The sequence below is a fragment of the Myroides marinus genome (assembly GCF_900109075.1).
Taxonomy (GTDB): domain Bacteria; phylum Bacteroidota; class Bacteroidia; order Flavobacteriales; family Flavobacteriaceae; genus Flavobacterium; species Flavobacterium marinum_A.
In genome coordinates this window covers 15,210-37,931 of record NZ_FNYS01000015.1, presented here as the reverse complement: position 1 = coordinate 37,931, position 22,722 = coordinate 15,210, and the positions used below count along the sequence as shown (strand labels likewise).

The window sequence follows — 22,722 nt, the reverse complement described above, 5'->3', positions numbered from 1 at the left end:
ATTGACATTTTTTTCATGATTGACTTTCTTTTTGCTTTTCTTATATACAAATGTATCTAAAAAACTTTCTTATCAAAGTTCCCGTCTCTTAAATAAATGTCAAATATCGTCTATCCTATTTTGTTCTTCTTATACATCACAACTAGTATAATAACTGGAATTAATAAGATAGCTATTAACCTATACTCTAATTGTACTAAAATTGGGAACTTCAAGATAATAAGTAGTAAACCAGCTAATGCTCCTCCAATGTGAGCAGAATGCCCTATGCTATCATTATTCTTTTGCAATCCATATAACGAATACAATAAATATCCTACAGCAAATAAATAAGCTGGTATAGGAATAATGAAGTATAGACCTAATACCATATCAGGGTTAAGCATAATAGATGCATATAATACCCCCATAATAGCACCAGAGGCTCCTACTGCTCTATAAAAAGGTACGTGCTTATAAAACTGATAAGTCAATACATTACCTACTAATAAACTAACTAGGTATATAACTAGAAAATAGAATACGCCTACAACTGAAACAATAGTATCTGCAAAGAAATACAAGGTCATCATATTAAAAATAAAGTGCATCCAATCTACATGTAAAAAACCTGCTGTAAGAAAACGGTATTTCTCTCCTTTATTGATTTGATTAATACTAAAACAATACTTATTAAAAAAGTTAAAATCATTTAACCCTTGATAAGTAACTAAACCATTTATCACTAGTAATACTAAGGTTACCATTGAAATATTATCCATAAAAAACATTTTGCTAAAAATAAGAATTGTTCAGCACACAGCTATTAAATTTGTGTTAGATTATCGTATTAGTCTATCTTTGCACAAAACAGAACCAATGAATTTCATTATATATATAATTGTTTACCCTATAATTTGGCTGATATCTAAGATGCCTTTTCCTTTGTTTTATTTTATGTCTGACGTATTTTATTTCTTATTATACAGAGTAGTTGGATATAGAAAGAAAACGGTTAGGGAAAACATCCGCTTAACAATGCCTGAATTATCAGAATCAGAACTAAAAAAAGTAGAAAAAGAATCATTCAGACATCTATGTGATATCTTTTTAGAAATGGTAAAGACATTTACTATCTCTGAAGCAGAACTAAAAAAACGTTTTACTTTCACTAATCTTGACACTGTACTAGAAGTAGAAAAGCAAGGAAAAAGTGTTATGCTATTTTGTGCTCATTACGCTAACTGGGAGTGGATTATTATATTAGATAAATTCATAAAATTTCAAGGATATGCTGTTTACAAAAAGATAAACAACCCTTACTTTGATGCATTGATAAAAAGAATACGTTCTAGATTTGATACAGTACTTGTAGAAATGAAAGAGACAATTCGTGTTATTAGACAGAATGAAATTAATAAGAACCATGGAGTATATGCTTTTATCAGTGACCAATCCCCAATGGTAAGTCAAGCTAACTGCTGGCAAAACTTTATGGGAATAGAAGTACCTGTATATACTGGTGGTGAAGCTCTATGTAAAAAGTTTGATATGGTACCAATGTACTTAAATGTTGAATATGTAAAAAGAGGGCATTATAAAACAACCTTTGTTCCTCTACTAAAAGAAGGAGAACAGCTAAAGGATATCCCTAACTATGAAATCACACAACGATTTTTAGTAGAGGTAGAAAAGCAGATTAGAAAAGCTCCTGCCTATTACTTCTGGACGCATAAAAGATGGAAACACAGAGGGAACAAACCAGCGAATATTAAATAAATCTCTATATCTAAAATCCTTTCAAAACAATGAAAGGATTTTTTTTACAACCTATTAAAAATAATTATACATTAGCACTACTGTAATCATCAAAATTTTATGAGATATATAAAAAAATTAATAAGAATAATCTTAATTACTTTACTTACATTTCTTTTTAGTATAGCATTCTATTTTATTGCCGCTCGTGGATTATCAAGTATCACAGTTAATAAAGAACAGAAAAACACTAAAGATATGACTATGTATATCTCTACTAATGGAATGCATACTGATTATGTCTTCCCAATAGAATCTGATCTTATCAACTGGAGCGATGAAATAAAATTCACAGACACGAAAAGCCAACGTGAAGATTATAAATATGTAGCTATAGGATGGGGAGACAAAGGTTTTTTCTTAGATGTAGAAGATTGGGATAGCGTAAAACCAAATATTGCACTTAACGCTGCCTTTGGATTAGGTACCACTGCTATACACACTACATTCATACACGATATAAAAATAGATGAAAGCATAAGAGAAATATCTATAACTAAAGAGCAATATAAAGCTCTAATTGATTATGTAAATGCTTCTTTTAAAAGAGATGCAAATGGTCAGATCATTAATATCCCTACTGATAAAGTATATGGAATGAATGACTCATTCTATGAAGCAACAGGAAGTTATAGCTTCCTTCACACTTGTAATAGCTGGGCTAACACAGGATTTAAAAAAGCAAAGATGAGAGCCTGTCTATGGACTCCGTTTCAAGAAGGAATATTCAGAAAGTATGAAATGGGATATATACCTGAACCTGTGTTCTAAAAAATTAGTCTATTACAAACCAAATAATAGATAGAAACAGATACCTAAATGAGGTTTTCCGTAAATAAATAGAAAATATCCTCATTACTTTTGTCATGCGCTATGTAAGATGCCTTATTCTATATAAGGTTCAATTAATACTTATAATTACAAATAAAGGGAACCAATTGGTTCCCTTTATTATTTATATATTCTTTCGTTATTACAATCCTGCGATAACTTTTAGTTCGTCTATCATACGAAGTGCTAATCCATCAGCCTCTTCTTGAGTTCCTGCTTCAGTATAAATACGAATAATAGGCTCTGTATTAGATTTTCTTAGATGTACCCATGACGTTGGGAAGTCAATCTTCACTCCATCCACTGTTGAGATTTCTTGGTTACTGTAATTCTCAGCTATTTGCTCTAAGATCATATCTACATTTAACTTAGGAGTAAGCTCTATCTTATTTTTACTCATATAGTATTGAGGATAAGAAGCTCTTAATTCTGCTACAGTCATATCTAAATTAGATAAATGAGTCAAGAATAATGCAACTCCAACAATAGAATCACGTCCGTAGTGAGTCTCTGGATAGATAATACCTCCATTACCTTCTCCACCGATAATTGCATTGGTAGCTTTCATCATCTCTACTACATTTACTTCTCCTACTGCAGAAGCGTTATATGTACCTCCGTGCTTCTGCGTGATATCTCTTAATGCACGAGAAGATGATAAGTTAGATACTGTATTACCAGGTGTTTTACTTAATACATAATCAGCTACTGCTACTAATGTATACTCCTCACCAAACATCTCTCCATCATTTGAAATAAAAGCAAGACGGTCAACATCTGGATCTACTACAACACCGAAGTCAGCATTCTCTTTCTTCACTAACTCACAGATATCTCCTAAGTGCTCCTTAAGAGGTTCTGGGTTATGAGGGAAGTGTCCATTTGGCTCACAGTATAGTTCTACTACTTCTACTCCTAATTTTCTTAATAAAGCAGGTATAATAATACCTCCTGAAGAGTTAACTGCATCTACTACTACTTTAAACTTGCGTTTTTTAATAGCTTCTACATCTACTAACTTTAAGTTTAATATCTCATCTATATGAATATCCATATAGTTGTCTTTATGCTCTATAGTACCTAAACTATCTACATCAGCAAAATCAAATGCGTCTTTCTCTGCTAATTCTAAAATGATTTGCCCTTCAGCTCCACTTAAGAATTCTCCTTTGCTATTTAAAAGTTTTAAAGCATTCCATTGTTTTGGATTGTGAGAAGCAGTTAAGATAATACCACCATCTGCTTTCTCTAATGGCACAGCTACTTCTACAGTAGGAGTAGTTGATAGCCCTAAGTTAATAACATCAATTCCTAATCCTATTAATGTATTCACTACTAAATTATGAATCATCGGTCCAGAAATACGTGCATCTCTACCAATAACTACTTTTAAGTTTTCTTTTTGAGTGTTATTTTTAAGGAATGTTCCATAAGCAGAAGCGAACTTTACCGCATCTATTGGAGTAAGGTTATCGCCTACTTTACCTCCTATTGTACCACGTATACCAGATATAGATTTTATCAATGTCATAATTACTTATTTTTTTATTACCACAAAGATATATAATTCTATAAGGTTCTATCTGAACTATTTTGTAAAATACTGTATTTTTATAGGCAAAATGAGACTATGAACTTCCTAGCACATATTTTCCTTTCTGGAGATGATGCATTACTTAAGATTGGTAATTTCGTTGCAGATAGCATAAGAGGAAAAGACTACTTAAATTATCCTACTAAAATACAACAAGGAGTTATCCTCCACCGAGAAATAGATACCTATACAGACTCTCACCAACTGTGGAGAGAAAGCAAGAAACTAATTGTACCTCAATACAGACATTACGCTGCTGTGCTTATAGATATGTACTATGATCACTTCCTTGCTAAGAATTGGGATAATTATTGTGATACCCCATTAGAAGAATATACAGATCAATTTTACGAATCACTTCAAGCTAATTTCGATATTTTACCTCCTAGAGTGCAAAACTTCCTACACATTATGTTAGAAGAAAACTGGTTAGTAAAATACCGCAGTATTGATGGATTGAAATACATCTTAACTCAAATGGACAGGCGTTCTAAAGGCATTTCTAAAATGACTAATGGCACTACTGAACTTCTACTGTATTACGATACATTTGAAGTTCAATTTACCGCTTTCTTTGAAGAATTACGAAATCACTTAATACTTTTCAAACAAACTGATCGTTACTTATTAAAGTAAGAGTTATCTTTAGTTTTTATAAAAACAAATTTAGCTAACTCTTGTATAAGGCTTGCCTTTTACACTATTTTTGCAATATGAAAATTAGAAATCCAAAGAAATTAAAGTATTACGCTAATCAAGTGTTTAAATACTCGGAAGGGATATTGTTCTTTCTGAAGTCCATCTTGACTAATCGTCAATTCTTATATCTTTCTTGTGTCTTAGTGGGTGCATCTGCAGCTATTGCTGTGACAATTCTTAAATACTTTGCTCACAATGTATTTAAGCTAGCTACTTATATAGATAATATATCTCACTTACCTTATATGAATAGTATCTTACCTATTATAGGTATCTTACTAACAGTATTCGTAGTTCGCAAATTCTTAAATGGATCTATAGAGAAAGGAACATACCAGATTATGATAGCTGTTGCTAAAAAATCAGGTATTATGCCTCGCAAACAAATGTATTCTCAGATTATCACAAGTTCCCTTACAGTAGGTATGGGAGGTTCTCTAGGACTAGAGTCGCCTATTGCTATTACTGGTGCAGCATTTGGATCTAATTATGCTCAGAATTACAAGCTTAATTATAAAGATAGAATACTCTTACTAGGATGTGGAGTTGCAGCAGGAGTATCTGCAGCATTTAATGCGCCTATAGCAGGGGTTCTGTTCGCTATTGAAATTATCTTGGTAGATGTTTCCGTATCAGCTTTTATTCCTATTATGATTTCTGCTGCTACTGGTACAATTGTAACCAACCTAATCATCAAAGAAGACATTCTTCTGTCGTTTAAGAATCAATTAGTCTTTGATACAGGTAATACAGTCTATTATATCTTACTAGGTATATTATCAGGATTCTTCTGTGTATATCACGCTAGGATGTTTAGAAAAACAGAACACTATATATCTTCAATGCGCTTTGGAGCATATAAGAAAGCATTGATAGGAGCTTCTATGTTAGCTGTATTAATATTTCTATTCCCAACTTTATTCGGTGAAGGATATGAGAGTATCAAGATCTTAACAAGTGATAAACCTCAAGCAATATTACAGAACACTTTATTAGCAGACTTTTCTAGCAGTCAGTGGGTCTTACTTCTATTTGTAGCAGGAGCAGCTTTAGTCAAGACTTATGCTGTGGGTCTAACCATGGGAAGTGGTGGTAATGGAGGTAACTTTGCTCCTTCCTTATTTGTGGGTTCATATTTGGGCTTCTCATTAGCTAAGCTATTACAAATCTTAGGGATAAAAGAAATCCCAGTACAAAACTTCACTGTAGTAGGTATGGCTGCTGTGATTAGTGGTTTATTTCACGCTCCGTTAACAGGTATCTTCTTGATTGCAGAGATTACAGGAGGCTATGGATTAATGGTTCCATTACTTATTGTTTCGTCTATTAGTTTTGCTATTTCAAAGCAAATGGAGAAATATTCTATGGACATAAAGTCTATTGCAACTACAGGAATGGTGTTTACATCAGATAAAGATTCTAATATTCTAAATACAATTATAGGAGAAGACTATATTAAAGATGATATAAAGACATTGACTATGCAACATACAACAGCTGCTGTAGTAGATATTTTTGCCAATACAAAACAGTCTTTTATCCCTATAGTTGATCATGATGGCAAAATAGAAGGTATAATAAAACTAGACAGTGTACGTCCAGTTATATTTAGTGGATTTCAAACAAAGTTTACTCCTATTAAAGACTTAGTAGAATCACCTATAATAGTTTCTAAAAATGACTCTACAAAGATTATCCTGCAAACATTAGAGACAAATCACTTAGAATATGTTCTAGTACAAGATCAAAAGAAATATATAGGATATATCACAAAAGCAGAACTTATGGAAGCCTATAGAAAGAACTTAAAGTCCCTTCTATTAGAATAATACAAACTTAAAAACACATTAATTAGTACCATAAAAAAAGGTTCCTCGAATGAGGAACCTTCTTTATTTTGTATGTATTTTACTTTGTTTCACAAATTTTGAAATAGAACAACAAAACAACAAAACCAAATCCCTTTTTAAGTAGCCAGCTCAAAAGAAATTAAAATAAAAAATCTATTTCAGAAACAAAACATATAACTGATTGAATTACTTCGCCTTTGTAATTCTTAAACAAAGATAGAACAATTTTGTAGAGTTGAAAATCCAAATACGCGTTTTTAACAACTAGTATCCCAAATAGATACTTTGCCATAACTAGCCTAATATTGATCCCTATCTAAATATCACTAATTATAACATCAAATATTTGTTAAACAAGCTACAACCTTTCTAATACAATTCTTACATTTACATTACAAAACCCTTTTACAATCAATATAACAAGAGGTTTTTAGAAATAAATAAACATTAAAAGCTACTTATTTCTATAATTTACCTGTGCAACATTCATTGTACTTTTTCAAAATTATATATCTAATAGCTTTAACCCAAATTACACAAATTCATGCAAATTGATTTCGTTAGAGAACTTCTAACACAAAACGAAAGCTCGCAATCTTTTCTAGACAAGCAAAGAATAGAGAACTTTACAGATACCCTATTTCATTTCCTTTTTCAATTAGAGGATAAAAAGTACTTATCTGAAGAGTCTATCAACATTCGCCTAGCTACACTAAGAATAGAGTTACTTTCAATTGTTTTTAATATAAACAATAATGTAGAGAAATCTCAAAAGATAGCTGATGACTTTTTTAATGCATTGCCTGAAATTTTCTTCACTCTAAAATCAGATGCACAAGCTATTTTAGACAATGATCCAGCAGCTACTTGTTTACAAGAAGTTTATATCGCTTATCCAGGTTTTTACGCAATTGCAATATACCGTTTCGCACACCAACTACATACACAAGAAGTCATCCTACTTCCTCGTATTTGGACTGAGCATGCTCATAGTAAAACAGGTATAGATATACACCCTGCGGCGACTATTGGTTCCCATTTTTGTATTGATCATGGTACTGGTATTGTTGTTGGAGAAACATGTGTTATAGGGCAAAATGTAAAAATATACCAAGGAGTAACACTAGGTGCTATCTCGGTATCAAAAGATAAAGCAAACACTAGAAGACACCCTTATATTGAAGATAATGTTATTATCTATTCTGGAGCAACTATATTAGGTGGAGATACAACTATAGGTCATGATACTGTCATCGGAGGTAACGTATGGTTAACAAAAAGCGTTAAACCTAATTCTATTATCTACAGTAAAAGTAAGAGTTATTCTAAAGATCAAGAAGGATATCCTGAACCAATCAATTTTATAATTTAATACAACTAAAAAAATCAATAGCAATGAAAATTAATAATATCCTTGAGGCAATTGGTAATACGCCTCATATCAAAATCAATAAGTTATTTCCTAACGACATTAATGTTTGGATTAAACTAGAGAAACAAAATCCTGGAGGAAGTTTAAAAGATCGTATTGCATTAGCAATGATCGAAGATGCTGAAGCTAAAGGATTAATTAATAAAGATACAGTAATCATAGAACCTACCTCTGGTAACACAGGTGTAGGACTAGCTATGGCTTGTGCCGTTAAAGGGTATAAACTAATCTTAGTAATGCCTGAGTCAATGAGTATTGAGAGAAGAAAACTTATGGCTGCTTATGGTGCTAAGTTTGTTCTTACTCCAAAAGAGTTAGGTACATCAGGTTCTGTATCAAAAGCAGTTGAATTAGCAGAGCAAATGGACAATGCTTGGGTACCTCAACAATTTAGCAACTTTGCTAACCCAGAGATTCACCGCAAAACTACAGCTCAAGAGATCCTTAAAGACTTCCCTGAAGGTATAGATTACTTTATCACAGGTGTAGGTACTGGAGGGCATATCACAGGTGTAGCTGAAGTATTAAAAGAGAAATTCCCTAATATGAAGGTATATGCTGTAGAACCAGAGAACTCTCCTGTATTAAGCGGAGGTAAGCCTGGTCCTCACCCACTACAAGGAATCGGTGCTGGTTTTGTGCCTAAGGTGGTTAACACAGATATCTTTGATGGAATTATCACTATTGGTAAAGAAGAAGCTTATGAGTACACAAATAGAATCGCTAGTGAAGAAGGAATCTTAGCTGGTATTTCTACAGGGACTTCATTAGCAGCTATCGCTAAAAAACTACCTGATATGGAAAAAGGAGCTACTGTACTAACGTTCAACTACGATACAGGTGAAAGATACTGGTCAGTTAGTGAATTGTTTGATGAAAAAGCAGCTGAATTAAAATAAGAATTACGAAAAGGTGTTTTGAGTTCAAAACACCTTTTTTATTTCCCATCTCCTAATCTAGAGTTTATTACACATACACACCATTTTAGCCACTTCTCAATAGATTAATACCACCCTAATACAGATAAATATCGTACTTTTGTAGGCATAACAGAAAATATAAAACACATGCTTAAGAGATCTTTTCTAATTGCAGGATTAGCTTTTACAGCTTTAACTGCATGTAAGTCAGTTCCACAAAGTGCAACTTCTACACAAGAGAATGTATTAAATAACATCGAGGTAAATGGTAAGTTATACGCTGCTGTATTCCAACAAAACGCAGCTGAATATCAAGCTTTATGCGCACAAGCTTTCAATATTGCTACTTTACAACTAGATCGTATCCTTACAGAACAACACAATAAGCCTCTTGCTATCGTTACAGATATTGATGAGACATTCTTAGACAACTCTCCTTATGCTGTACAAATGGCTAGAGAAGGCAAATCTTATGACCAAGCTACTTGGACAGAGTGGACATCTAAAGGGGAAGCTATTCCTTTATTAGGAAGCTTAGAGTTCTTTAACTATGCTAAATCTAAAGGTGTTGAAGTATTCTATATCACAAATAGAAATCAAAATGACAAGCCAGGTACTATGAAAAACTTGGTTAAGTACAACTATCCTTATGCTGATGAAGCACACGTTATCGTGAGAACTGCTGAATCAAGTAAAGAAGCTAGACGTCAAAAACTAAGTGAAACACATGAAATCGTAATGTTATTAGGAGATAACTTATCTGACTTCTCTACTGCTTTTGATAAAAAAACTCAAGAAGAGCGTTCTCAAAACGTAAAATCTAATCAAGAGCTTTTTGGTAAGAAATTCATTGTATTACCTAATACAGGATACGGAGATTGGGAAGCGGCATTATTCCAATACAGAAAAGACCTTACAAAAGAAGATAAAGACAAAATCTACAACAAAAGCGTAAAAGGTTTTAAATAAAAACTCGATAACAAATAACTAACAACTTAATATACAATGAAGAAATTAATGGCTTTAGTACTTTTCGTAGGTACTACTCTATCATTCACAGCTTGTTCTAGCGATGATAATGCTCCTGTTCGTGTGAACAATGAATATGAAGGTACCTGGGTTACAGATAGTTTATTCTACCAAATGGGAAATTTTAAAGGTAAACACAAATTTTCAGAATTCCCTGCTGATGGAGTAGAAGAAGGAGAGCAAGTTACTAAAGAGATTTTAACTCTTGCAACAACATCTGCTACTCTTCAAGAGTTTCAAAAAAACGGTAATAAATTACCAGAAGCTTCAGGAACAATTGAGGATAAAAAAACAATCGTTTTAAAAGGATCAAAAGTATATGAACCTAGAAAAATAATTGGTGTTACTAAAACTAAATTATCATTAGAATATAAAATTGAGATGCGTGGTGCAGAACTACCAGTAACAGTAACATATATCAGAAAATAATTTCTTTACACTAAATACACAAAGCTCCATAATGTTAATTATGGGGCTTTTTTATTTGAATTAATTCAATTAGTTCTTATTTTTTATATATTCACGACCTATAACTAACTTAAATAAACTAATGAAGAGATTATTATCAATTGCGACCTTATTAATAGCTATGATTTTCACAAGCTGTAGTAGTGATAGTTCAATTACAGTTAAAACTTACTTTGGTAAATGGGAAGCTGACACTGTAACCTTCACAGATGGAACTACTAAAAAATACGTTGAATTAGGAACATTCGAAAGAAATGAAACACTAGAAGTCTTTACTGATCAACATGAATCAGCAAAGCTAGAACAATACTACACTGATTCTCTTAAGCCATTAGTTCAACTTGGCTCTGTAAATGATGATTACATTGTTTTAGAAAAGCTACAAGACAAGAGAAGGATTCAAAGAGTAGAACAAAAGACCCTGCACCTAGTAACTCAATTAATGATTGATAACAAACTACAAACAGTTCAAGTCAATTACATAAGAATTGGAGATCCTAGAGATGAAGAACCTAAAAAATAAAATATACTCAACCTGCTTTTGAAGCAGGTTTTTTTTTGCACATTCAGCAATAAAATGTCAACATACCCTTTTCTACTAAATAATATACGGTAAATACAGTATTCTTTTGATTTTTATGTATATTGAACTCCATTAATTAACTAAAACACATTTATGGAGGCAAGTATAAAACCTAAACCCAAGAAAATCACCTTATTTCAATCATTAATCCCAATGGTTATTCTAATAGCCCTTTTAGGAATTAATGTATTTGTTTATGGCAGTGCAGCTCTAAAGGGCTCTAATCAATTTGTTCTACTTATTGGAGGACTTATAGCCATTGGGGTAGGTTTATACAATAAAGTTGACTACGAAGATATTATCAAAAAGATTACTAAGAATGTAAGAGAGACTACTAGAGCTATTTACATCTTATTGCTTGTAGGAGCTCTTTCAGGTACTTGGTTACTTAGTGGTATTATTCCTACTATGATCTATTATGGATTACAGATACTAGAGCCACATATTTTCTTACCTGCTACTGTGATTATCTGTTCGATTATCTCTTTAGCTACAGGTAGTTCATGGACTACATCAGCTACAGTAGGTATTGCCTTAGTAGGTATTGGTAATGCAATGGGAATAGACCTAGCGCTTATCGGTGGAGCTGTTATCTCAGGAGCATACTTTGGAGACAAATTATCTCCGCTATCAGACACTACTAACCTAGCTTCGGCTATGGCAGGAACAGACTTATTTACTCATATTAAATATATGATGTATACAACTATTCCTACCTACATACTTACACTGATTATATTTATCATTATAAGTTTTAATCTAGACGTTCCTGATACTATTGATATGTCAGCTACACTATCAGCTATCAAAAGTACTTTTAATATTACACCGTGGTTATTCTTAGTACCCGTTATTGTAATTGGAGCTATCCTAAAGAAGATCAAACCTATCTTAGCCTTATTACTAGGTACATTATTAGGAGCTGTATTTGCCTTATTCTTCCAACCAGACATTGTAGCCTTTGTAGGAGAAGGAACTACTTTAACACCTGTTACAGCTTATAGAGGTATCATGAATGCCATTACTACAGATATTGCTATCTTATCCCCTATGGAGAGCTTAAATAGCTTATTTGAGGCTGGAGGAATGAAGAGTATGTTAAACACAGTATGGCTTATTATTTGTGCAATGTTCTTTGGTGGAGCGATGGAAGCTATTGGAGCTTTAAAGAAAATTACAGAAACTCTACTTGGCATTGCTAAATCTATATTTGGATTATTTGCAAGCACTATGGCAAGTTGTGTAGTAGTAAACTTAACGGCTTCAGAGCAGTATTTATCTTTAGTTATTCCAGGTAAGATGTTCTCTAAAGCTTATAAAGAAAGAGGATTAGCTCCTGAGAACTTAAGTAGAACGTTAGAAGACTCAGGTACAGTTACATCTGTACTAATCCCTTGGAATACTTGTGGAGCATATCACTCAGGAGTATTAGGTATTGACACAATGACGTATGCACCATACGCATTCTTTAATATCATCTCTCCTTTTGTATCTCTTACTTACGTAATATTAAATATCAAAATCAGAAAATTAGTTGATGCAGTAAAAGCATAACTCTAAATATAACCTCTAAAAAGGGCTATTTCATCAAATGAAACAGCCCTTTTTTTATCCCAGAATACGCGATAGCTCTATTAACGAGGATTAATTATACAAAACAGCTCTGAATTTATGAAAAAAGCATACTATAGTATGTTTTTAGAAAAAATGAAAGAGATCTAAAGTAGAATTAATACATAGTATAGAGCGAATGCGGAATCTGGGTTTATCCCACATTCCGCATTAGAAAAAGATGTATATTTATTAAGTGTAATTCCTAACGCGTAGCGTTAGAAAATTTAAGCCTATGAATTTTGATCTATCCTTTACCAACAAAGAGATTACACCATGGGGTGGAATGGTCTTTTTAAAGCAAATGTTAGATAAAATAGACTTTAAATCTCAGATTAATTCCTGTGAAAGTCTTCCTTGTCAAAATTCTAATAGGGCACATGATGTTGATGTGATTTTAGAGTCTTTTATGACTAGTGTTTGGTGTGGTGCAAATCGTTTTTTACACACAGAAGTAACTAGACATGATAAAGCTCTTGGTAAAATCTTTAACTGGCGAACTTCACCAGGTCAAGATGCGTATAAACGTTATTTCTCCAAGTTTGATGCTAGTAGTAACATTGAAACTGCTAAGCACTTCTTTGAGTGGTTTTTTAAAAACATCAACTTAAATTACTTTACCTTGGATATTGACTCTACTGTCATAACTCGCTATGGAGAACAGCAACAAGGAGCTAAAAGAGGATATAATCCCAGTAAACGCGGACGTAGATCTCATCATCCTATTATAGCCTTTGTAAATGATATTCGCATGGTAGCCAACTTTTGGTTGCGAAGTGGAGATACAAGTTCTGCCAATAACTTTATTAGCTTCCTAGAGGATACTTTATCTGTTTTTGGAAATAAGAAAGTAGGCTTAATACGGTTAGATAGTGGTTTTTTTCAAAAGGATATTTTAGATCATTTAGAGTCTAAACCTATGAACTACATCATTGCTGCTAAGTTTACTCATCCAGTACAAAGATTAGTAGATAGCCAAACCTCTTGGCTAAATGTCGATGAAGGTATCCAAATAAATGATACCTTCTACCAAGCTAAGAATTGGGAAAAACCTAGAAGAGTTATTATTGTAAGACAAAAAATAAGTAAACGCCCACAAGCGCCTGGAAAAACATTAAGTCTGTTTCCAGAAGATGAAATACACAGAAATTACAGGTACTCCGCTTATGTTACAAATTTGGAATGTGGTGCTTATGACGTATGGAAAAACTATCGAGCAAGAGGTGATGCAGAGAATAGAATCAAAGAGCTAAAACAAGATTTTGGAGCAGAATCATTTAATCTAAAAGACTTCTATGCTACCGAAGCTGCCTTGATCTTTGTAATGATTGCTTACAATCTAATGGCTCTTTTTAGAATGTTTGTTTTACAAGAGAAAACACAAAAATCACTTTCTACATTAAGATATAGAACCTTTGCTATTGGAGCTTATTTTGAAAAAACAAATGACACAATCAAGCTTAAAATAGCATTGGTCAAGAAGCGACGAAAATGGTTCGTAGGTTTATGGGATTACCCTTTAGACCTACCTTTAAATATACCTAATGCGTAATCCGGGTTTATTATACATCTTTCCCATTCTTAGGTCTTATATACAATCCAAAAAAGTATAGAGAGCATAATAATACAGACACAATAAAAGCAAAACAAAAACGGCTATCTCATCTACTGAAATAGCCGTTTTTTATTATTATATCTACTTTACCTGTTTCCAGTTCTCCAAATATATTATCTAGAATAGTTAGGTGCAGATTTAGTAATCGTAATATTGTGAGGGTGACTCTCTCCGATACCTGAAGCAGTTAACTGAACGAATCTAGCTACTTCTTGTAACGTAGGGATATCTTTAGCACCACAGTAACCCATACCTGCTCTAAGACCTCCTACGAACTGTAACATACTTTCGTTAAGTTCTCCTTTATAAGGTACTCTACCTTCAATACCTTCTGGTACAAGTTTTTTCACATCATCTTCTACATCTTGGAAGTAACGATCTTTAGAACCTTGTTTCATAGCTGCTACAGATCCCATTCCGCGGTAAGCTTTGAATTTTCTACCTTCGAAGATAATAGTTTCACCTGGAGACTCTTTAGTACCTGCTAGCATAGAACCTAACATAACACAGTCTGCTCCTGCTCCTACAGCCTTAGGAATATCTCCTGTATAACGAAGACCACCGTCACCGATAACTGGTACACCTGTTCCTTTTAAAGCTGCAGCTACTTCCATAATAGCTGAGAATTGAGGGAACCCAACACCTGCTACTACACGTGTAGTACAGATAGATCCAGGTCCGATACCTACTTTTACAGCATCAGCTCCATTCTCTACTAAAAATAACGCAGCCTCAGGAGTAGCGATATTACCTACTACTACATCGATTTCAGGGAAAGCAGCTTTTACCGCTTTTAACACCCCTACTACACCTTGAGAGTGTCCATGAGCCGTATCGATAATTAAAGCATCTACACCAGCCTGAACTAATAAACTAGCTCTATCTACAGCATCAGCAGTTACTCCTAGAGCAGCTGCAACACGTAGTCTACCGAACTTATCTTTATTAGCATTTGGTTTTAAAGTAAGCTTAGTGATATCTCTAAAAGTGATTAAACCTACTAATTTATTATCAGCATTTACTACTGGTAATTTCTCGATTTTGTTTGCTTGAAGAATTTCTTCTGCTTGACCTAAAGTAGTACCTTCAGCAGCAGTTACTAGATTATCTTTAGTCATTACCTCAGTGATAGCACGTTCGTTTTGTTTTTCAAAACGCATATCTCTATTAGTAATAATACCTTTAAGAAGTCCTTGTTCATCTACGATTGGAATACCACCGATTCCAAATTCAGCCATTGCTTTTTTAGCATCACCTACAGTAGCTGTTAGAGGAAGAGTTACAGGGTCTATGATCATTCCAGACTCTGCTCTTTTTACTTTTCTAACTTCTTTTGCTTGCTCTTCTGCAGTCATGTTCTTGTGAATCACTCCGATTCCTCCCTCACGAGCCATAGCAATAGCCATTTCACTTTCCGTAACAGTATCCATTGCAGCAGATACGATAGGAACGTTTAAGGTAATGTTTCTTGAAAATTTTGTTTTTAAACTTACTTCTCTTGGAAGTATTTCTGAATAGTTTGGTACTAGCAATACATCATCGTAAGTAAGTCCTTGACCGATGATTTTAGTTGTGTGTGCTTTCATGTGCAATGTCGTTGAATTGCACGCAAATTTACTATTTTTCCACTAAATAAAAAACTTTAGTGGAAAAAATTAAATATTTTCAATGCTTCGTTATATGAACTCTCAAAAGACATCGCACTTAAATTCGTATCTACCTTATTAGCTGTAAAGTAACTTAACATCTTTTCTGTAGGCATATTTCCTGTCAAATCATCTTTTGCCATCGGGCATCCTCCATATCCTTTAATAGCCCCATCATATCTCAGACATCCTGCCTTATAAGCAGCGTCAATCTTCTCAAACCAACTATCAGGAGTAGTGTGTAAATGTGCACCAAACTCTATCTCTGGATAAGCAGGAATAAGATTGCTAAACAAGTAATCTATCACCTCTGGTGTAGAACTACCTACTGTATCTGACAGCGAAAGTATCTTCACTCCCATCTTAGCTAATCGTTCAGTCCACTCTCCTACGATATCTACATCCCATGGATCTCCATACGGATTACCGAATCCCATAGATAGATAAGCTACCACCTCTTTATCAGCTTTAGTCGCTATATTTAATATCTCATCTAAAGTAACGATAGACTCCGCAATAGTCTTATGCGTATTACGCATCTGGAAGTTCTCAGATATAGAAAAAGGGAATCCTAAATATCTAATCTCTTTATGCTCAGCAGCCTGCTCTGCACCTCTAGTGTTAGCGATAATAGCCAGTAACTTACTCTCTGTCTTACTCAAATCAAGTTGACTTAACAGCTCTGCTGTATCCTGCATCTGAGGAATAGCTTTAGGAGATACGAAGCTACCAAAATCTATGGTATCAAACCCCACTCTTAAAAGCGACTGTATATACTGTGCTTTTTTTTCTGTTGGGATAAACATCTTGATGCCTTGCATAGCATCACGAGGACATTCTATAATTTTAACTGCTGGTTTCATATAAATTCAAATATAACAGAAAACACACAATTTTACAATGCGATTTTCTTTATTTTATTTTCTTCCATTCCACTAAATCAATTCTACTGATTTACTGTAACATAGAATTATACAAACGTAAAAAAGGTTCTAAAGACCACGTCCTTAGAACCTTTTTTTATTCTTTATTTCTCTTAGCTAACTAGAAGATATACTCCTAACCCACTAAAAACGATAATCTGCAACCATTTTAAAAACAAATTGACAGATTTATTATCTCTCATATAATTAGTCAGCTTAGCAGCCACACTACAGATGATAAAGAATATCACTACTGCCTCTGCTATAAACACGCTTCCTAATACGAATACTTGTTTCTGAACACTACCTGCAGCCTCTGTAATAAAACCAGGAAACAAGGCTAAGAAGAACATCATTACTTTAGGATTCATCACATTCATCAATAGTCCTTTTCGCACAAATCCCATAAAAGTCTTATCATTCTTACCCGAAGTAGATTCATCTATCACGATTACATTCTCCTCTTGAAATACTTTATAAGACAACCAAAATAGGTATAGAGCTCCAAATAACTTAACTCCTTTAAACAGCAACTCTGACTGAGTAATCAAGGCAGATACCCCAAAGGCGAATAGTGATAAGTGGAATAACAATCCTCCCATCTGTCCTACTACTATTGCATATCCATATTTGCGCCCTCTAGTAATACTCTGTGACACCACATATAAAATATCTGGCCCTGGAGTGATAATCAATAAAAAACAAGTTATAAAAAAAGTATATAATACTTCTGTTGACATAATTAATTCTAGTATTTAGATAATAAGGCTTTATTAATCTTTTTGATCAAGCCTGGGCCTTCATATATAAAGCCTGTATAAAGTTGTATTAAACTCGCACCAGCCTCTAATTTTTCTATCGCATCCTCCGCTGAGTGTATACCACCAACACCTATGATAGGGAACGATTTATTACTCTTCTCAGATAAGAATCTAATCACCTCAGTACTGCGTTTCGTTAATGGTTTTCCACTAAGTCCACCTGTCTCTTTTTGGTTGATTGATTTCAGATTACTGCGATCTATCGTAGTATTAGTAGCGATTACACCTGCTATTTTAGTCTCCTCCACTATCTCGATAATATCTAATAATTGCTCATCTGTCAAGTCTGGAGCTATCTTAAGCAAAATAGGCTTAGGAGCTTCTTTCTGATTATTTTTTACCTGTAGCGCATTAAGTAATGCCATTAAAGGTTCTTTGTCTTGTAATGCTCGAAGATTAGGAGTATTAGGAGAACTCACATTCACCACGAAGTAATCTACATAAGGAAATAGTGCTTCAAAACAGATTTCATAATCATCAGTAGCGTTCTCATTAGGAGTCACCTTATTCTTACCAATGTTTCCTCCGATAAGAGTTCCCTTATTCTTCTTAAGGCGCTCTATTGCTTCCTCAATACCTCCATTATTAAACCCCATTCTATTGATAAGACCGTTATCCTCTTTAAGTCTGAATAATCTTTTCTTATCATTACCAGGTTGTCCTTTTGGGGTTAATGTACCGATTTCGATAAACCCGAATCCAAAGTTTTCTAACTCACTATATAACTTAGCATCCTTATCCAACCCTGCAGCTAATCCTACTGGATTTTTAAACTTTAGTCCAAAGACTTCTCTTTCTAATCGAGGATCATTTACTTGACAGTTGGCGCGAATAAGTGCGGATACGCCAGGGATACTATTAACGAACTTAAGAGCTCCGAAAGTAAAATGGTGTACTTTCTCTGGGTCAAACCTAAAAAGTATAGGCTTAATAATGCTTTTATACATGCTAAATTACTTTGTGTTGTTGTGTGTGTAAATTTGGTGCAAAGGTAGTGTTTTGCCTCTTGATTTCACAACAGTATTTTTAAGGTTTTTAGTATTATTACAAACTCTATAATAAAACACATAAATTACTATAAACAAAAGACTTAATCTGTTTGATTAATGTTACTAATCCTATAATTATACCACTTTAGAATCAACACATTCTTGAATAATGTAACTACAGTATCCTTCCCTAATTCTTTTTACTTCAAAAAAAGACAACTCATTTTTTCTAAAAATCCACTTACTTCTCTCAAAAACTCCCTTATTCTAAACAACTTTCAACCTATTTTTTTCAAAAAAGCCTTGTTTACCTCTTATTTTGAGACAAAAAATAAAAAAACAACCTTAACTTTTTTATTTACAAAACATTATAAACAACTTAATTACAGCTAATTACCAAAACAAACACTAATCTTACTGAATATCACTCCCCTTCTAAGTGCTTATAAACAGTGACTTCAATGAAGATTCTTGGACAATTCATGGACAATACTCCGAGATTAGTTGAGTAGAAAGGCATTTTGTCGAACAATTGTCCTTTTATTGATATCTTATTGTCCTATAAACTAGTTTGAGCAGCGCATCTGTTTGTTCTGATTAAATAACACTAAAAAACCGAAGGATTTAGCAGAACATAAGTATGCGTTAAATATATCTTCCTTAACGTTTTCTTTATATTAACCTAGTACTATGGTAATTCACGCGAGATATCTCCTAAAATTAGTACAGTATATTATGGGTAACACACCACTTATTTAAACCCAGTATAAACAAACCTTTACTTCCCTTTGTTTTTGAGATGTTTTGTAAATTGTAGCGTAATAAAAGAGATTAATATTATGTTACCATTACAATATCAAAAGTTTCAAAATGAACTAGCTAATCACATCGATATCAATAGGATTATCACCAATCCGATACAGTTATTAGCGTATGGTACTGATGCAAGTTTTTATACCTTAGTTCCTAAAATAGTTGTTCAAGTACACAATCACGAAGAGGCAGTAGCTACATTGCAGACTGCAACTAGGCACAATATAGCAGTGACGTACCGAGCAGCAGGAACAAGTCTATCTGGGCAAGCAGTAACTGACTCTGTGTTAATGGTAGCTACACATAAGTGGAAAAACTATGAAATCTTAAACAATGGGCTTCAAGCAAAGTTCCAACCTGGTATTATCGGTGGTAGAGCGAATATTATATTGGCTCCCTATGGACGTAAGATAGGTCCTGATCCAGGCTCTATTAATGCGGCTATGATAGGTGGTATCGCCGCTAATAATGCAAGTGGAATGTGCTGTGGTACTTCGCAAAACTCTTATAATACTATCGCTGATATCAAAATCGTGTTATACGATGGAACAGTATTAGATACATCAAATGAGGAAAGTAAAAAAGAGTTTGCAAATAAGCACCCTGAAATTATTAAAGAAATAGAACGTCTAAGAGATGTTATTCACACAGATCAAACACTTTACGATAGAATAGAACGCAAGTTTAAAATCAAAAACACAACTGGATATAGCTTAAACGCTTTTATAGATTACCACGATCCTTACGAAATCATCAAACACATCATGATAGGATCTGAAGGTACACTGGCGTTTATCTCAGATATTACCTATAATACAGTAATTAACTACAAGCGTAAAGCCTGTACGCTAATGATATTCGAAACGATAGAACAGGCATGTCAGGCAGTTCCTTTTTTAAAGAAAAGTCCTGTGGCAGCAGTAGAGCTATTGGATAGAAACAGTATCAAGTCTATAGAGGATGAGCCTTTAGCTCCAGAATACTTTAAGACCTTACCAGATACAGCATGTATCTTATTAGTAGAAGCACAGGCGGAGAATGAAGAAGAAATGTCTACTAAGCAACAACAGATAAGAGAGGCTGTTGCTTCTACACCTACTTATAAGCCGTTTGAATTTACTTCAGAACCTCAACAATATGCCTTTAACTGGAAAGCCCGAAATGGGTTACTACCAACTACAGGAGCGCTAAGAAAAACAGGTACTACGTGTATCATCGAAGACGTTGCTTTCCCTGTAGAGAAATTAGCAGATGCATGTATCGCAATGAAAGCTCTGTTTGCAGAATTAAAGTATGATGATGCAGTTTTGTTTGGTCATGCTTTAGAAGGTAATTTACACTTAGTATTCTCTCAAGACTTTTCTACACAACAGGAGATTGACAGATATGCTCGATTGATGGATGGCTTAGTAGAGTTGGTTGTAGATAGATTTGACGGTTCGCTAAAAGCAGAGCACGGTACAGGTCGTAATATGGCTCCTTTTGTGGAAAAAGAATGGGGTAAACAGGCTTATAATATTATGCTTAAAGTCAAAACTATCTTTGATCCGCATAACTTAGTTAACCCAGGAGTGATTATCAATGCTAACCCTCATGTTCACTTAGAAAACTTTAAGGCATCGCCTGCCACTAATGAGATTGTAGATAAATGTATAGAATGTGGGTTCTGTGAATCACACTGTGTATCAGAAGGATTAACACTTTCGCCAAGACAGCGTATCGTAGTAGGTCGAGAAATAGCACGCTTAAAAGCGTTGGGACAAAATACAGAAGAATTAGAGAACTTAGTCAACAGTGCACATTACTACTCTGATGAGACTTGTGCTACTGATGGGCTTTGTGCTTTAGCATGCCCTGTGAAGATAGATACGGGTAAATATATTAAAGATATCCGTCATAGCGCTATCACTGAGAAGGATAGAAAGAACGCAGAATACTTCGTCGAAAATATGGAGCGAGTGACATCTATGGGACGTACTGCTCTTAATACGGTTGGAGTGTTCCAAAATATCCTTGGCAACAAGATTATGACGACTATGTCAAGCGGTATGCGCAAAATATCAGGTAATAAAATACCTCAATGGAATGTAGCAATGCCTAAGGGCAATAAACATAAAATAACGGACTTAGTCATCAATGCTGGACAAGAGAGAAAAGTAGTGTACTTCCCTTCTTGTATTAATAGAACAATGGGTAAATCAAATGATTATCCTAAATCAGATATTGACTTAACGGCTAAAACAGTAGAACTACTTAAACGTGCTGGATTTACAATCATCTATCCTGAGAATGTAAATAATATGTGCTGTGGAATGCCATTTAGCAGTAAAGGTTTAAAAGAAGAAGGGCATACTAAATCTTCTGAATTAGAGCTTGCTTTACTAAAAGCTACTGAAGATGGTAAGTACCCGGTCTTATTTGATATGAGCCCTTGCTTCTATACCTTTCACGAAGCTCATCAAGGAGGTAAACTAAAGATGTATGACCCTATAGAGTTTATGTTAGACTTTGTGATGCCTTTGTTACCTGTTAAGAATCCACGAAAAGAAATTAGTGTATTCCCTGTTTGTTCGGTTAAAAAAGTTGGCTTAGAAGGGAAATTATTAGAATTGACTAAACTATGTGCCGAAAAAGTTAATTATATAGATAGTAACTGTTGTGGTTTTGCTGGAGATAGAGGATTCACTTTCCCAGAGTTAAACAAACATGGAAATAGACATCTGAAAGAACAGATACCTACTGGTACTAAGGATGCTTTCTCTACTAGTCGTACTTGCGAAATAGGGCTGACGGAATATGGAGGAGTAAACTTTAAGTCTATCTTCTATCTGATAGATGAAGTAACTAAGTAATTATGGGATTTGTTTTTTCGTGATTTTGTGATTTCGTTTTTTTGTAATGACAGGACATGATATTCAGGATAGGGCGTAAAGTGTTACACCCCTATCATTGTGTACTAAGAAAACACACAGAAACAATCAATATCCGTAAAGATTGTCATCTCGACGAAGGAGAGATCGCACTCGTAACTCCATACTGTATATCCATATAGGATGCGACCTTTCCTGACGTCAAGGTGACAATAACCATAGAAGTTGTTG

Annotated in this window: 18 protein-coding genes; 12 read left to right on the top strand and 6 right to left on the bottom strand. The window is 34.0% G+C overall.

Going from position 1 to position 22,722, the window contains the following annotated elements; genetic code table 11:
• Nucleotides 1-110: 110 nt before the first annotated feature.
• The gene (locus BMX53_RS13735) at nt 111-761 is read right to left on the bottom strand and encodes a rhomboid family intramembrane serine protease (RefSeq protein ID WP_074746960.1); all 651 of its coding nucleotides are present in this window, start codon (nt 759-761) and stop codon (nt 111-113) included.
• 97 nt (nt 762-858) lie between these two features.
• On the opposite strand from BMX53_RS13735, the gene BMX53_RS13730 reads away from it, so the two are divergent.
• Entirely contained in the window at nt 859-1,758 is a 900-nt protein-coding gene (locus tag BMX53_RS13730; RefSeq protein ID WP_074746958.1) for a lysophospholipid acyltransferase family protein, read from the top strand.
• 99 nt (nt 1,759-1,857) lie between these two features.
• Nucleotides 1,858-2,568, top strand: coding sequence for a TIGR02117 family protein (locus tag BMX53_RS13725; RefSeq protein WP_063175976.1), 711 nt, complete (start codon nt 1,858-1,860; stop codon nt 2,566-2,568).
• 202 nt (nt 2,569-2,770) lie between these two features.
• On the opposite strand, the gene glmM is transcribed toward BMX53_RS13725, so the two are convergent.
• Complete coding sequence (glmM, locus tag BMX53_RS13720; RefSeq protein WP_063175977.1) at nt 2,771-4,159, bottom strand: phosphoglucosamine mutase; 1,389 nt, start codon at nt 4,157-4,159, stop codon at nt 2,771-2,773.
• 99 nt (nt 4,160-4,258) lie between these two features.
• On the opposite strand from glmM, the gene BMX53_RS13715 reads away from it, so the two are divergent.
• The 9 genes from BMX53_RS13715 (at nt 4,259) to BMX53_RS13675 (ending at nt 14,366) form a co-directional block, all read left to right on the top strand.
• On the top strand, nt 4,259-4,858 hold the full coding sequence (locus tag BMX53_RS13715) for an acyl carrier protein phosphodiesterase (RefSeq protein ID WP_074746956.1): 600 nt from the start codon (nt 4,259-4,261) through the stop codon (nt 4,856-4,858).
• A gap of 77 nt (nt 4,859-4,935) precedes the next feature.
• On the top strand, nt 4,936-6,750 hold the full coding sequence (locus BMX53_RS13710; RefSeq protein ID WP_038984585.1) for a chloride channel protein: 1,815 nt from the start codon (nt 4,936-4,938) through the stop codon (nt 6,748-6,750).
• 565 nt (nt 6,751-7,315) lie between these two features.
• On the top strand, nt 7,316-8,143 hold the full coding sequence (locus BMX53_RS13705; protein WP_038984584.1) for a serine O-acetyltransferase: 828 nt from the start codon (nt 7,316-7,318) through the stop codon (nt 8,141-8,143).
• Between the two features lie 23 nt (nt 8,144-8,166).
• On the top strand, nt 8,167-9,102 hold the full coding sequence (gene cysK, locus BMX53_RS13700; protein WP_038984583.1) for a cysteine synthase A: 936 nt from the start codon (nt 8,167-8,169) through the stop codon (nt 9,100-9,102).
• 168 nt (nt 9,103-9,270) lie between these two features.
• On the top strand, nt 9,271-10,092 hold the full coding sequence (locus BMX53_RS13695) for a 5'-nucleotidase, lipoprotein e(P4) family (RefSeq protein ID WP_038984582.1): 822 nt from the start codon (nt 9,271-9,273) through the stop codon (nt 10,090-10,092).
• Nucleotides 10,093-10,128: 36 nt separating this feature from the next.
• The gene (locus tag BMX53_RS13690; RefSeq protein ID WP_038984581.1) at nt 10,129-10,581 is read left to right on the top strand and encodes a hypothetical protein; all 453 of its coding nucleotides are present in this window, start codon (nt 10,129-10,131) and stop codon (nt 10,579-10,581) included.
• Between the two features lie 121 nt (nt 10,582-10,702).
• Nucleotides 10,703-11,143 (top strand): hypothetical protein, encoded by a 441-nt coding sequence (locus tag BMX53_RS13685; protein WP_038984580.1) that lies wholly within the window; start codon nt 10,703-10,705, stop codon nt 11,141-11,143.
• A gap of 153 nt (nt 11,144-11,296) precedes the next feature.
• A complete protein-coding gene (gene nhaC / locus BMX53_RS13680; protein WP_038984579.1) occupies nt 11,297-12,757 on the top strand; it encodes a Na+/H+ antiporter NhaC in 1,461 nt (486 codons plus the stop codon).
• Nucleotides 12,758-13,049: 292 nt separating this feature from the next.
• Entirely contained in the window at nt 13,050-14,366 is a 1,317-nt protein-coding gene (locus tag BMX53_RS13675; RefSeq protein ID WP_063175018.1) for an IS1380 family transposase, read from the top strand.
• Between the two features lie 176 nt (nt 14,367-14,542).
• Here the strand turns inward: BMX53_RS13675 and guaB are convergent, their stop codons facing one another.
• From guaB to BMX53_RS13655, 4 genes are all read right to left on the bottom strand, one after another.
• Nucleotides 14,543-16,015, bottom strand: coding sequence for an IMP dehydrogenase (gene guaB / locus BMX53_RS13670; RefSeq protein ID WP_038984578.1), 1,473 nt, complete (start codon nt 16,013-16,015; stop codon nt 14,543-14,545).
• 56 nt (nt 16,016-16,071) lie between these two features.
• Nucleotides 16,072-16,938, bottom strand: coding sequence for a hydroxymethylglutaryl-CoA lyase (locus BMX53_RS13665; RefSeq protein ID WP_038984577.1), 867 nt, complete (start codon nt 16,936-16,938; stop codon nt 16,072-16,074).
• Between the two features lie 173 nt (nt 16,939-17,111).
• The gene (locus tag BMX53_RS13660; RefSeq protein ID WP_063176428.1) at nt 17,112-17,738 is read right to left on the bottom strand and encodes a LysE family translocator; all 627 of its coding nucleotides are present in this window, start codon (nt 17,736-17,738) and stop codon (nt 17,112-17,114) included.
• 8 nt (nt 17,739-17,746) lie between these two features.
• Nucleotides 17,747-18,766: a quinone-dependent dihydroorotate dehydrogenase gene (locus BMX53_RS13655; RefSeq protein WP_063176427.1), complete on the bottom strand. Its 1,020-nt coding sequence runs from the start codon at nt 18,764-18,766 to the stop codon at nt 17,747-17,749.
• 881 nt (nt 18,767-19,647) lie between these two features.
• Between BMX53_RS13655 and BMX53_RS13650 the strand changes: the two genes are divergently transcribed.
• A complete protein-coding gene (locus BMX53_RS13650; RefSeq protein ID WP_063176426.1) occupies nt 19,648-22,473 on the top strand; it encodes an FAD-binding and (Fe-S)-binding domain-containing protein in 2,826 nt (941 codons plus the stop codon).
• The last annotated feature ends 249 nt before the right edge of the window (nt 22,474-22,722 follow it).